The sequence below is a fragment of the Dokdonia sp. Hel_I_63 genome (assembly GCF_007827285.1).
Classification (GTDB): Bacteria; Bacteroidota; Bacteroidia; order Flavobacteriales; family Flavobacteriaceae; genus Dokdonia.
The window spans coordinates 3,025,561-3,038,963 of sequence record NZ_VISD01000001.1; the positions used below are offsets into that span (position 1 = coordinate 3,025,561).

General features: G+C 33.1%; 10 protein-coding genes. 7 read left to right on the plus strand and 3 right to left on the minus strand.

The features are described from left to right. Nucleotides 1-76 precede the first annotated feature (76 nt). Entirely contained in the window at nucleotides 77-304 is a 228-nt protein-coding gene (locus tag JM84_RS13255) for a hypothetical protein (RefSeq protein ID WP_144784704.1), read from the plus strand. Between the two features lies 1 nt (nucleotide 305). On the opposite strand, the gene JM84_RS13260 is transcribed toward JM84_RS13255, so the two are convergent. Both JM84_RS13260 and dinB read right to left on the minus strand, forming a co-directional pair. Further along, the gene (locus JM84_RS13260) at nucleotides 306-1,088 is read right to left on the minus strand and encodes an SOS response-associated peptidase (protein ID WP_144784706.1); all 783 of its coding nucleotides are present in this window, start codon (nucleotides 1,086-1,088) and stop codon (nucleotides 306-308) included. A 145-nt stretch (nucleotides 1,089-1,233) separates the two neighbouring features. Then, complete coding sequence (dinB, locus tag JM84_RS13265) at nucleotides 1,234-2,454, minus strand: DNA polymerase IV (protein WP_144784708.1); 1,221 nt, start codon at nucleotides 2,452-2,454, stop codon at nucleotides 1,234-1,236. Nucleotides 2,455-2,525: 71 nt separating this feature from the next. Between dinB and JM84_RS13270 the strand changes: the two genes are divergently transcribed. The 4 genes from JM84_RS13270 to JM84_RS13285 all read left to right on the plus strand — a co-directional run bounded on the left by JM84_RS13270 (nucleotide 2,526) and on the right by JM84_RS13285 (nucleotide 8,029). Beyond that, nucleotides 2,526-5,513 carry a DNA polymerase III subunit alpha gene (locus tag JM84_RS13270; RefSeq protein ID WP_144784710.1) on the plus strand — a complete coding sequence of 996 codons (2,988 nt, stop codon included), beginning with the start codon at nucleotides 2,526-2,528 and terminating at the stop codon, nucleotides 5,511-5,513. 248 nt (nucleotides 5,514-5,761) lie between these two features. Further along, the gene (locus JM84_RS13275) at nucleotides 5,762-6,337 is read left to right on the plus strand and encodes a DUF805 domain-containing protein (protein WP_144784712.1); all 576 of its coding nucleotides are present in this window, start codon (nucleotides 5,762-5,764) and stop codon (nucleotides 6,335-6,337) included. A 4-nt stretch (nucleotides 6,338-6,341) separates the two neighbouring features. Then, nucleotides 6,342-7,220 carry a hypothetical protein gene (locus tag JM84_RS13280; protein ID WP_144784714.1) on the plus strand — a complete coding sequence of 293 codons (879 nt, stop codon included), beginning with the start codon at nucleotides 6,342-6,344 and terminating at the stop codon, nucleotides 7,218-7,220. Nucleotides 7,221-7,222: 2 nt separating this feature from the next. Next, nucleotides 7,223-8,029, plus strand: a complete 807-nt coding sequence (locus JM84_RS13285) for a DUF4339 domain-containing protein (protein ID WP_144784716.1) — start codon at nucleotides 7,223-7,225, stop codon at nucleotides 8,027-8,029. Nucleotides 8,030-8,171: 142 nt separating this feature from the next. On the opposite strand, the gene JM84_RS13290 is transcribed toward JM84_RS13285, so the two are convergent. Beyond that, on the minus strand, nucleotides 8,172-8,894 hold the full coding sequence (locus JM84_RS13290; protein ID WP_144784718.1) for a DUF3891 family protein: 723 nt from the start codon (nucleotides 8,892-8,894) through the stop codon (nucleotides 8,172-8,174). A gap of 171 nt (nucleotides 8,895-9,065) precedes the next feature. Here JM84_RS13290 and JM84_RS13295 point away from each other — a divergent pair, with 171 nt between their 5' ends. Together JM84_RS13295 and JM84_RS13300 are read left to right on the plus strand one after the other, a co-directional pair. After that, a complete protein-coding gene (locus JM84_RS13295) occupies nucleotides 9,066-9,608 on the plus strand; it encodes a hypothetical protein (RefSeq protein WP_144784721.1) in 543 nt (180 codons plus the stop codon). Nucleotides 9,609-10,089: 481 nt separating this feature from the next. Next, nucleotides 10,090-13,401, plus strand: coding sequence for an AAA domain-containing protein (locus JM84_RS13300; RefSeq protein ID WP_144784723.1), 3,312 nt, complete (start codon nucleotides 10,090-10,092; stop codon nucleotides 13,399-13,401). Nucleotides 13,402-13,403 lie beyond the last annotated feature (2 nt).

Here is a 13,403-nt window from a genome sequence, read left to right on the forward strand (position 1 = left end):
CTTTTAACACCTAATAATCAGAGGTATATCAGATTTGAATACATTTGCTATTGCAAATACCTAATACATAACTAAAATGAGTAACACTAATCTAGTACTAACCAAGACAGATAAGAAGATTCTTAATATGATGTCAAAAGGTATGTTGTACAATGAAATTTCTAAAAAACTAGCTGCTGACAGTAAAGGACCTAATAGCAATTCATATATCGAGAAGCTAATTAAGAAGCTCAAGAAAAACTACAAAGCCAAAACATCATTTCAGTTGGCTATACTGCTCTACGCAGATGGTGTTATAGATTAGGTTACTTAATTTGATCTAGCAAGGGTTGTAATTCAGGATATTCAACTTTAGCAATAGCATCTTCTCCATCTAGATGGTATTTACGACCATTTAATTCTCTACTTACAGGATAAGTTACTAAGCTTTTATCATCATAGCCATAGTTAAAAAATGACTCTATATCTTTTTGATTGAGATTTGGGTCTAGCCAATCTTTCTCATTTGATTCGTCTAGTAATACTACCTGGCGCTTTCCTCCTTCTTTATTGTGTACTGCTGCAAACAATGGACTTGCTTCCCTTGTTAGTAATGTAAATGTTACAAAACCACTTCGGGTAATTGTATAAATTCCAGCAATGCTTAGATGCTTTTGATCCTCTCTCTCAAAATAAAATGGATAGCTAGTCTTCCCAAGTTTGTGGGGTTCATAAAACCCTGTCACCGGCACTATACATCGTTTGGTCATTATGGAATCTTTATATAACCAATAGTCAAAAGCCTTTTCAGACTGAGCATTGAGTGCTCCTCCCGTGTATCGTCCTAAGCCCTTGTAATAATCGTTTACATCATTTCCTGTCCATTGAGGCTTGATAATACCCCATAAGGCTGGATGCAGTAAATCTGGCTTAGGGCATATGTCTAAGCCGCTGTCCATACCTATGATAAGCATAGGCGGAAAAGAAAAACCATTTATATGATAGCTTGTAAAGTCACCATCTTCTATATCAAGATTAGGATCACGCTGCACCTTATAGCGTTTTTCCATATCTGGAACAGTTAATTTATTTGAGGTCTTATAACACATAGCTTTTTCTTTAATACTCCTTCTAAAGTTATCATTTTATAGATTAATTAATCTATAACTATATATATTAATTTATAAGATTATAAATTACTAAACTTATAAACTTATAAGTCAACTGCCATTCTGTTGTACTTAAACCAGTTTTCTATCGATGTCTATGCGCCAATAAAATTGGAGGTTTACCATCAAATGGATTTCCTTGACCACCAATGGTTCTAGAACCTTCTCCCATAGTGGCCGCTCGCCGTACTACACTATCTCCAAATCTCTTACGCAGTTCATCCATTGCATTGTAAAGATTTACTGTTTTGTTCGTATTCTCAAACATATCAATTTGGTAGTTTCCTTCTGCTAGTCCAGCAAATCGTACACCTACTAGCCTTATTAATACTCTTCTGTCATAAAGCTTATTAAAGAGATCTAATACTGTTGGAATTAGAATATGGTCGGCAGCTGTGTGTGGTATCTTTAGTTGCTTAGAATAGGTCTGAAAATCAGAGTAGCGAACTTTTACCGTAATTACAGAAGTTAGTTTATTTCCGCGCCTTAATTGATAGGCTAGGTTTTCTGCCATAGCAGTTATTGTTGTAGAAATCACTACTTGATCAAATGTATCCTTTCCATAAGTACGTTCACTAGAAATTGACTTACGCTCATGAAATGGTTTAATGGGACTATCATCAATCCCACAGCATCGCTCCCAAATCGTCCTACCATTTTTACCAAAAACAGAAATCATACGTTCCACCGGCATTTGTTGTACCAGGCCTACATTACGAATTCCTAGAAGTGAGAACGTTTTGAAAGTCTTATCTCCTACCATTGGTATTTTCTTGATGGATAAAGGGGCAAGAAAAACCTTCTCTAGCCCATTGGCAACATTCATTTGATTGTTCGGTTTGGCTTCACCCGTGGCTACTTTGGAAACGGTTTTGTTTGCAGATAATCCAAATGAAATAGGAAGTCCTGTTTCTCTTATAATTTTCGCCCTGAGCTCTGTAGAAAATTTGTAGCATCCAAAAAATTTATCCATTCCAGTAAGGTCTGCATAAAACTCATCAACACTCGCCTTCTCAACGATTGGTAGTGTCTCCATAAGTATCTCTGTGACTTCTTGGGACATCTTTGCATAGGTACTTCCGTTGCCGCGTATATAAACTGCATGCGGACAAAGTTGTCTAGCAGTTTTCATATTCATAGCGCTATGCACACCAAACTTGCGTGCCTCATAGCTTGCTGCCGTTACCACACCACGATTTCCAGTCCCTCCCACAATAACAGGTTTATTGTTAAGAGAACTATCTAGCCTACGCTCACAAGAGACGAAAAATGCGTCGAGATCAAAATGAATTATCGCTTTGTTCAAATTTAGATTTTTTCCAAAATTATGGAAATATTCCAAATTTTAGGATAGCTTTGTACCCTCACTTATCAACAATGTATCTCAATTGCCATTCATATTATTCGCTACGCTATGGAACTTTTTCCGAGGTTACATTGCTTGATCTTGCGCAAGAAAATGGCTTACAACAACTTGCGCTTACAGATATCAATAATACGAGTGCTTGCCTAAATTTTATTAAAGAAGCTCAAGAAAGACAAATGCATGCTGTGGTGGGTGTAGATATCAGAAATGGTATTGATCAGCAATATGTATTACTAGCAAGAAACAATGAGGGTTATCAGGAGATTAATGAATTTTTGACAGAGCATCTTCATCAAAAGAAGCATTTTTCTGAGACCGCTCCAGCCTTTAAAAATTGCTATACCATTTACCCCTTTGAAAAAGCAATGGGATTGAAGTTTGACCGCTTTCGCGAAAGCGAATATATAGGCATTGCCATAAGAGACCTCAATAAATTACCATTCTCACCACTTGCAGGCTTACGTGATAAAATGGTAATTCTAAAAACGGTTTCTTTTAGAAATAAAGCAGATTATAATGCGCACAGACTCCTGCGAACCATTGATTTAAATACACTGCTAAGTAAACTACCTGTTCAAGAACAAGGAGATCCTGAAGACAAGATGATAGCTCCAGAAGTATTGCGAATCAAGTATCAAGACTATCCAGAATTACTATTCAATACGGACAGGCTTTTGAAATCTTGCAAAGTCAATTTCTATTTTGATGATCATCGAGTAAATCAAAATCAAATCATTTACGGAGAGAGCAAAGAGGATGATGCGCGCATGCTAGAGGAGCTTTGCTACTCAAAGATTAAGATGCGCTATAAGAATCCTTCTCTTGAAGTTTATGAACGTGTAGAGAAAGAACTTACAGCCATTAAACAAATGGACTTTGTTTCATATTTTCTTATTAATCATGATATACTTGAATATGCTAGATCACAAAACTACCCACACATAGGTCGTGGTAGTGGTGCAAATAGTGTGGTTGCATATATCATTGGGATTACTAACGTTGATCCTATAGAACTGGATTTATATTTTGAACGCTTTATCAATGTCTTTAGAAGCAGTCCGCCAGATTTTGATATTGATTTTTCATCTTTTGAACGTGATGATGTAACTGCTTATATCTTCCGTAGGTTTAAAAATACTGCGCTAATGGGAACTTATGTTACTTTCCAATATCGAGCAGTCATTCGCGAACTAGGAAAAGTATTTGGTGTCCCTAAATTTGAAATAGATAATCATCTTAAAGGCTATAAAAGAAAGCAAAGCCAAAGCAACGATTACATTGACCTCATTGATAAATATGCGCATTATATCCACGGGTTTCCTAATTACCTAAGTGTACACTCAGGTGGTATTATCATCACTCAAAAACCAATAGCTTATTATACGAGTACGTTTATGCCGCCTAAAGGTTTTCAGACGGTGCAATTTGATATGAATATCGCAGAGGAAGTTGGCATTTTTAAATTTGACATTCTCGCCCAGCGAGGACTCTCTAAAATCAAAGATTGCCTTGAGATTATTAAATACAATCAGCCAGATGTGACGCTACCAGACATGGAAGATGTTGAACAATTTAAAAATGATCCTGAGATAAATAGACTGCTCAACACCGGTGATTGCATGGGTGTGTTTTATGTAGAATCACCAGCGATGCGCACACTAATGACGAAGCTGCAAACTAACGATTATCTAAATCTCGTAGCTGCAAGTAGTATCATACGCCCTGGAGTTTCTAATGGAGGAATGAAGAATGAATTCATATTAAGACATCGCATTCCCGAAAAACGTAAAGAAGCACACCCAGTGATGCTTGAAGTCCTTTATGATACCTATGGGGTAATGGTGTACCAAGAAGATGTTCTCAAGGTGGCGCATAAATTTGCAGGATTATCGCTAGCCGAATCTGATATTTTGAGACGTGGTATGCGTGGTAAGGTAAAGAGTAAAGGACAGTTTGAGCAAATTGAAAAAAAATTTAAAAGTAACTGTCTTGAACGAGGTTACACGGAGCAACTCACACTAGAAGTTTGGGATCAAATAAAAGCATTTGCGGGTTACGCTTTCGCGAAAGGTCACTCTGCATCTTACGCAGTAGAAAGCTATCAGTCCTTATACCTGAAGAAATACTTCCCTCTAGAGTTTATGACGGCGGTGCTCAACAACGGTGGAGGGTTTTATAATATTGAGACTTATGTACATGAGATAAAAGTACAAGGAGGAATAGTCGCTGCACCTTGTATCAATAATAGTGAGCACGGAAATAGGATTATAGGTAAGACAGTATATTTAGGAATGGGAATGCTCAAGACACTCTCTATGCGAGCTGTTCAAACCATTTTGAATAATCGCAACTTTAATGGGCATTACAAAAGCTTTGATGACTTTTTAGAACGAGTAAATATCGGCTTAGAACAACTTATTATTTTAATTCGCATAGACGCCTTTCGATTTACAGGAGTTGACAAACATGTGCTTCTATGGGAGGCTCATCTAAAACTAGAAAATAAGTTGCCGCAGCATAGTGACCCCGTATTATTTAGTCCAAAAAAAGTAAACTATGACATCCCAGAAATAACATCTGAAGCAGTCATTGATGCTTATGATCAGATCGAGTTATTATCGTTTCCACTCTGTTCTTATTTCGAATTATTGAACGCGCCATTGCCTACACATTTCAAGGCGGTGGAACTTGCTAACTATATTAACAAGCAAATCGCTATTTGTGGCAAACTAGTTACGGCTAAAGGAACTCCAACAAAGGACAAGCGATTAATGCATTTCGGTACCTTTCTAGATATCGATGGAACTTTTTTTGATACCGTTCATTTCCCCATTATTTCTGAGAAGTATAATATTCAATCTAATGGAGTGTACTATATAAAAGGAAAAGTGGTTGACGATTTGGGTTGCGTAGCCATAATCGTTGATTTCATTGAAAGACTTCATATCATTCCAGATCCTCGTTTTACCGATGTGGGTAGGAATGTGAAGTTGATGTAGGTCAATTCTATAACTACAATAAACTTTAACATTAGTAATATTCGGCTTAAAATTAGCCGCATCCCGCTATTTATCTATAATTCTATAATTCTAATTTTCTATAATTATAGTGATTATGGGAAAACCCGTAATTCCTTACGGAGTATAAATAGTATATTTAGATCAAACTAATAAGACCGCAAAGCAATTCAGCAAAATGCCGCGCTCGATTTATGTAGTGTTCGGTTATTTATAATTCAAAAAAAAATATGGAAAAATACTTTTACTCAAATGATAACCAGAAAAACGGTCCATATTTGTTTGAAGAATTAAAGAATGAAAATATCAGAAAAGACACCCTAATTTGGTATAAAGGTTTAGAGAATTGGACTCTAGCAGGTGAACTCGTTGAAATGATTTCTATTCTCGAACTAAATCCACCTGAAATAAATCAAAATTTCATTGAAAATGAACTGAATAATAATCCAACCATTGAAACAAACAACACCGAAAAATCTATAAATATCAAAAAAAGGAAACAGAGATTGTTATCTAAACCATTTTCATTTGAAGGTAGAATAAGAAGAACTGAATTTTGTATTAGTTTAATCATTTATTTCATAGCCTATTTATTTGTATTGGTAATTATTAAATCAATAGATGTTCCTTTCATGGGACTTGCTTTTACTCCAATGTTGTGGTTTTTATGGGCACAAGGAGCAAAAAGGTGTCACGATATTGGGAATAGTGGTTGGTATCAAATTATACCTTTCTATATGTTTTGGATGCTTTTTGCCAATGGTCAGAAAGAAACAAATCAATATGGTATAAACCCAAAAATATAGTCTGATGAAATTATCAATTACGTTGTTGCTTTTTCTTGTTTTTTCAATTGCAATTGGTCAAAACATATCAGAAAATGAAATTAAAGAATTAGCAGTATCACTTAATAAGAAGTTAGAAGGGAATGATATTGGCAATGGAATTACAGTTAGAGGATGCATTGCAATAGGTCGAACTTTAATTTATCAATATGATGTACCTGAAAATTGGGAAGCCCCAATTAACATAAAAGAAGATTTGATTGCCAATTTTAAAACTATTGGAACAGCAAAAACCTTTTTTCTACAAAATGTAAATGTTGACTTTTATTATTTTAAGAGTAATAAAATTGCAAAAAAAATAAGCATCAATTCTAGTGAGTTTTCTACGTACAATTTTAAATTAGGCGATTATATCAGCATCAAAGACCATCAAAAAGCAAAAAATGTAAATTTGAAATTAAAAGCTCCTATTGATTGGGAAATATTGGAGGCAGATAGACCAAATATAGTTAAGAAATTTGTTAACGGAAATAATTCATATATGATACTCGTTAAGGATTATATGACTTTTATTTCAAGAAATGAAACTAAAGAAATTTTGTCAAATAACGAATTTACTGATGAACTTATTAGCGGTGCTATTTCATTTTTAAAAAACCCTCAAATTCTTAATCAAAATATTGTTACTGTAGACAAATATCCAACCATAGAATTTACAGTAAAAGGAGAGGTTGAAAGATTAGGGTATAAATTTAGAATGATCACTAAATTTTGGTTTATTTTTTACGAAGATAAAATGGTTTGTCTTCAAGGAGGCGGACTTGACAATGCAGAATTTGAAGTTTTGGAATCTCTTTACCTATCGATAACTAATTCCCTGGTTTTCCCTGAACAATACAATTAATTATGACAAAATACTTTTATTTAAATGGAGACAAAAAATTAGGCCCTTTTATTAAAGAAGAATTAATAGAACAAAATCTAAACAGAGATTCAAAAATTTGGTATTATGGTCTAGAAGATTGGAAAAAATTATCTGACATCGTTGAATTAGTAGAAATCTTAAATTCTCTTCCCCCCGACTTAAACACTAGAAACCATCAACAAAAAAAGGAAGTTTTTGTTACTCAAAAAACCCAAAATGTAATTTCAGCAATAAAAGTTTCAGAAAAGAAAAATAACAAAAATTTAAAGTGGATTATAATTGGATTAGTTACACTAATTATTGTTCCATATATATACCAGTTATTTACGAATCAAACAGAAAGTGATTTGTACGAAAGCATATCTACAAGTAGCTATGAATCTGACGTGGACTTTCAAATGTATGTAGATAAGTTTTATAGAGATATTCGTTTTTATGGTGTCTACCCTAAAAAACCAAAAACAACTATTATAAGATTTTCAAAATTAGACCAATTAAATAATACTACGCATATTCACGGTTTATCGTACGGAAGCAATGATGATGATAGAATTGAAATTTATATAAATCCTTCAAGTTGGACAAGTTTTAATAAACCAATGCGGTACTTTTTAATGTATCACGAACTAGCGCATGATATATTAAATGTTGATGATTTAGAAGAAAAGACCATATATAAGGGAAAATTAATGTATCCAGCGATTTCAGATTACGAAAAAAAAAATATGGATGATTTTATAGAAAGTTCTCATGAACTTTTTGAAGAAATTGCGGAAAAACAAAATTAATAAAGGGATGGACTTGTAAACTTCTCTCAATTTATAGGAAAGCCTACAAAATGGGGAAGCCTACAGACCTACACCAAACCTTCTCAATAAAGATGTGGTAAGGAATGTGAAGTTGATGTAATTGGAATAATATTATTTACACCTATTCCGAGAGTTCAAAAATGCTATTCTCTACAAGTGATTTTTGGAAGACATTAATAAAATCGCTATCGTCTTTAAAATGCGACTTCGTTAATAATTTGTATTCGATGTAAATTGAACAAGTTTCCTTTTTAAATGGCCAAGGAATAACTCTAATACTTTCATCCTTGAGGTATAACAGCACTTTTCCAATATCTAAAGAATCGTTTATTTCAAATTTCCGATCTAAATCAGGAAGTTCTTCGGTGCAAATCATTAACGATAATCTATCACAAAAGCGTACAACGCCGTACATCTTCTTAAAGGTGGTTTCGTCTATTTTATGTAGAGACTTAGCATTCTTAATAGTGTCTTCACATAAAGTTATAATACTCTTTTTATTAATGTCTGCTTTATGAAGAAACATAAGATGTTCAGCTACTAGTGCCCCAACAATGATAGAGCGATTTGAGGCTTTGCGAACCATGCTCTCGATTTTACTGTAAAGTTCCTTTTTTGTAGAAGTAGCTTCTCGAAAATCAATAGGTAAATTCAGATTATTTATTCTTTCCCCTGAATTAAAATCGGTTTCCAAAGTTTCATGATTATAAATAGCTAAAAGTGTTTCGAGCCAGAATTCTGTTCGAAAATCTTCTTTTAATGCTTGAGCAATTTGAGTAGCTAAAAATGCGTGATTTGTTTGAGTGATTATTCTCCATCCTTTGTTTGTATTCTTAACTATCATAGGCTCAATTTTAATTACTAAAAATACTAGATGATAGATCTAAAATTCATAAAATTAGTACCCTTTAACCCTGGGTGTTAAATAGATGTGAATTATCTAAACACAAAATAATATATGAGTTGACAATTGTACTTTTAGAATTACTAAACCAAAAATAAATTTTAAATAAATATGATTGATTTTATCAAGACTAATAAAATGTCACTTCTTGGTGGTGCAATTACTTTTTGCTTTTTGGCAGTTGCAATATTTATATTAGGAGATATAAGCGGTTACGAGGCTAAGAAACTAATTGAATCATCACTATCAGGAATTAATATGTTGTGTAATACTATTATACTCGCATCTGCTACCATTTTAGCATTATTACTAACATTATTGGGTATTAGTACTAGCTCACAATCTAAACTAAAAGCAGCGCACTACAAACAGGTTCTTAGTATTGCTAAATTTGATACCGTGGTATTTATAAGCTCAATGATTCTTTTCCAACTTTTTAATATCCCAATTACAGAATCACAAAATTTACCAACTCATTGGTTTAAATATGTCTATTGGATTACACTCATTTGTTCTTCTTTTATGAGTGGTATGATGGTCACTGTAATTCTATTGCTGTACACGACTGTCACCAATATAATCACTATAGTAGGACTTGGAAAAGATCATTATTTAATTTCTGAAGATGAAATCGAGGAAGAGGAAAATGAATAGTGTTTTTGAGCATTTATAAGATTTGGTAATTTAATCGATTTCCCTTTGTACCTTTTTTAGAAGAAATTTGACTACTTGGATTGCAGGGGCATAAACGTCGATTTCACTAAGCTCCTTTTTATTATTGCAGATCCTCTTTTCAGTAATGGAGGAAGGAATGTGCAATTGATGTAGGTTAACTTTAATGCCTAATAAAAACTTTAACATTAAAATCATATCGCTCATAATCAACCGCAATCCCTCTAATTATCTATAATTCTAGATTTCTATAGTTCTAGATTTCTAGAAATCTAGCTTTTATGGGAAAACCCGTAATTCCCTAAGACCCATAAATAGTATATTAGTCAAGTCATATAATTTTTTCAACTTGAGACTCAACAGCAACCTGAAAAAGTGCATTGCTATTTAAGGAGAGATTTAGTCTCTATAATTGAACTAATTATTATACACCTCAAATCATTCATCATCAAAAAACGAACTATTGAATACAGTAGGAGAATACCAAATCATTCAACATCTCAAAGAATTTAATATTAGTGTCAACGTATGGCTAGCAGAGAGTAATTATGGAGAAAGTTATGAGATATTAACTATTAAAAATGATCCACAAAAAAAGACTCAAATAGAGCGGATTTTAAAATCTGAAATTCAAGGACTCGTTAAAAAGGAAATACCTGGAGTTCAGAAAATCATTGAGAGCAACGTTGACAAGGAACAAGATATTTTCTTTATTGTGTATGAGAATACAAACTCTACAGAGATAAATATCGAGAGAGAAATCATCCATCTCAAACAATTATTAATTGGCCTAAGCGAACTTAAAAAAATGAACCGTGATGGATTTTACATCGCTCCTGATACAATAAATATAAGTAAAACATCTGCTGTACTCAAATATATAGGAACACGTGAGATTTTTGAACTATTTAATATTCTTAAAACCGAATATTTGGCTCCTGAAGTAATAGACGGGTTTAGACCTAAATTTCAATCTGACTTATTTTCAGTCTTTTTACAGTTCAAGGAAGTAGCTTCTCAAAGCAAAAACCCAAATCTCTTAACCGCTTTCGCGAAAGCGTTATCAAAAAATAGAATTGAGAGATTTAGCAATTATGCTGAGCCTATCTCAATTCTTGATAAAATTCAAACCAAAACTACAACTAAGAAAGCTATAAAGGTTATTGTAAAACAGGAGTTAAGAGAATCGTTCAACCCTGTACTTCAAGAGATGAATGATCATTGTTATATCAAACTAGATCAAGAACTTTCTGCTAAAGAGGATCAAATTACAGGGCAATTTACAACGCATAGTTATAGTGGTAGATTTTTTGTAAATAAACAAAATTACATTTTTCTACTTGCAGATAGTATTGGCGACCCTTATGAACCGATTAAGAGAAAAGGTTTCCTATCAGAGTTTGGATTTAGTTACGAACCTCTGGAGTATGTTGACAGCTATCAATTTTTTAGTAGACATTGGGACGAAGTTAATCAACTCGCTGTATTACATAAGCAGAAATCTGAAAGTCTAAAAATATGGCAGGCACTTCCAAAAATGGAACGTGAATATATTGAAGAAAAAGCTTTCAAAGCAAAATACCACAAGTGCAACATAAGTAAGAGCAATAAAACAAACACGGTATTTCACCTTACTAATGAATTCCAAAACTGGGAGGTTATTAAAGAGCTCAAACGCAATGAAGTAAAACTTAGTATTGATGATTCACTAATTGGAACTATTCACGATTATAACCAAAAGTCTCAAACTCTAATCATTAAAGATGCCAACCTAACATTTGATGAGATTCCCGAAAATGGCACTCTCTTTGAAGATGTGAGAATCGAAACAAGTCAATTTAAAAAGCAGATAGAAGCATGTGATAAATTTATCAATAGAGATATTGTAAATCCTATCTTATCTTCCATTCTAGCTTCACCACATACTACCCCAATAATTGGTCATGTTGATATTGACTACCAAGATTATGAAAATAAGATCTATAATCATTATTTAAAAACTGATGAGACTCAAAAAGAAGCAGTTTTAGAAGCTCTTCACAAGAAACCGGCATATCTTATTCAAGGGCCTCCAGGAACTGGTAAAACAACGGTTATAGTCGAAATTATACAACAACTTATACGAAAAAATGGTAATGCAAAAATATTAGTTACATCGCAGTCTAATCTAGCTGTAGATAATGTTTTGGAAAGATTGCCCGAGGATATATTGTTTATGCGGCTTGCCTCTACGGAGGATCGAATATCACCATCAATTAAAGATCATTCTTTCAAGACAAAATTAAGTACTTGGATTAAGGATACAAAAATCAAAAGTGAGGAATACACACAAAACAATATAGAAGGAAAAAGTACTGACAAGGCGATTTTAAAATTTCACAAAGACTTCAATATATTAAAACAATCTAAAAAGAATAAATTTAGTGATTTTCAAAATATTTTGAAGATTCAAAATAGTTTCATTAAAGGTGAATTTGAAAACGCAAATACTCTTGAACAAGTCTCGAGGATTTTCGAAAAACATATTTCAAAAAAAAATATGACAAGTCAAAATATTCAAAGAGAGTGGTTTGCCTTTCTTGATAATGCAGGTTCCATTAAAAATGAACATCAAATTAAATCTACCATTAATAATGGATCTTCTGTAGAAGATTTACAGACTGCGCTATTAAAGTCTACAAATGTTATTGGAGCAACTTGTATACATATTGCTAGTGGACAGTACAAAGATGTAGATTTCAAATTTGATTATGTAATCATGGATGAGAGTAGTAAAGCTACTCCTGCAGAAAATTTAGTCCCTATTAATATGGGAGAAAATATTATACTCATAGGAGATCATAAACAATTACCTCCTGTAATTACAAGTGAGGGCGCTATAACAGATAAAATTAAAATTGAATTAGAGGACAACGGACTTGATATGGATAAAGAATATGGAGAAAGTCTATTTGAAAAACTTATACTTCAATTTGAACAAAACCCCAATTTAGAAAGTCATATTAAAATGCTTGATATACAATATCGTATGCCTAGGCAATTGGGTAATCTAATATCAACTCACTTTTACGATAAAAAATTAAAAAACCCTAGTCTCGATATCATACCAGATTACGATAGTATTAAAAAGCATATTCTAAAATTTAAAAAACCTACTACCCTATTCAAAGATGTAGTAACGGGTGGGTATGTCGAAGCGCCTACGTCAGTCATAATGATAACAACTTCTAAATGTGAAACACCCTTTGACAATGGTAATAAGATTAAGCGGGAAAATATTAGTAATAAAAATGCTATACTCAAAATTTTAAACACTCTTAACAAACAACATTCATCCAAAAAAGACTTAGAGAATCCTATAGACGTAGGAATAATTGCTGGTTATAGTGGGCAAGTAGAGTTGTTATCACGAAGTATTGATGTAAAAAAGTACCCAAATTTTAATATCAAAACTAATGAAGAGGTTGATTCTCTTATCGACATCAATACGGTTGATAAATTTCAAGGTGCAGAAAGAGATATTATAATTTATGACATTGTAAAAAGTAGCCAGAGCAGCTCCAGTATTGGATTCTTAGAAGACTATCGCAGAATCAATGTCGCATTTTCTCGAGCAAAAAAACTTCTTATTGTTGTTGGTGATAGTGAATATATTTTAAAAAGAGCTTCATTGCAACCAGGTAGCTCTTTCAAAGAATTTAAGCTCAGAACTATCATTCAAGACCTTGCGGAGCAAGAAGTTATTTTTAATAATTTACAAGAAGCCCTAGAATAAAA

What these genes read in the sequence shown, in the direction of transcription:
- JM84_RS13280 (WP_144784714.1), top strand. Translation starts at nt 6,342, where the DNA reads ATGAAATTATCAATTACGTTGTTGCTTTTTCTTGTTTTTTCAATTGCA.
- JM84_RS13295 (WP_144784721.1), top strand. Translation starts at nt 9,066, where the DNA reads ATGATTGATTTTATCAAGACTAATAAAATGTCACTTCTTGGTGGTGCA.
- JM84_RS13290 (WP_144784718.1), bottom strand. Translation starts at nt 8,894, where the DNA reads ATGATAGTTAAGAATACAAACAAAGGATGGAGAATAATCACTCAAACA.
- JM84_RS13270 (WP_144784710.1), top strand. Translation starts at nt 2,526, where the DNA reads ATGTATCTCAATTGCCATTCATATTATTCGCTACGCTATGGAACTTTT.
- JM84_RS13275 (WP_144784712.1), top strand. Translation starts at nt 5,762, where the DNA reads ATGGAAAAATACTTTTACTCAAATGATAACCAGAAAAACGGTCCATAT.
- JM84_RS13260 (WP_144784706.1), bottom strand. Translation starts at nt 1,088, where the DNA reads ATGTGTTATAAGACCTCAAATAAATTAACTGTTCCAGATATGGAAAAA.
- JM84_RS13255 (WP_144784704.1), top strand. Translation starts at nt 77, where the DNA reads ATGAGTAACACTAATCTAGTACTAACCAAGACAGATAAGAAGATTCTT.
- JM84_RS13285 (WP_144784716.1), top strand. Translation starts at nt 7,223, where the DNA reads ATGACAAAATACTTTTATTTAAATGGAGACAAAAAATTAGGCCCTTTT.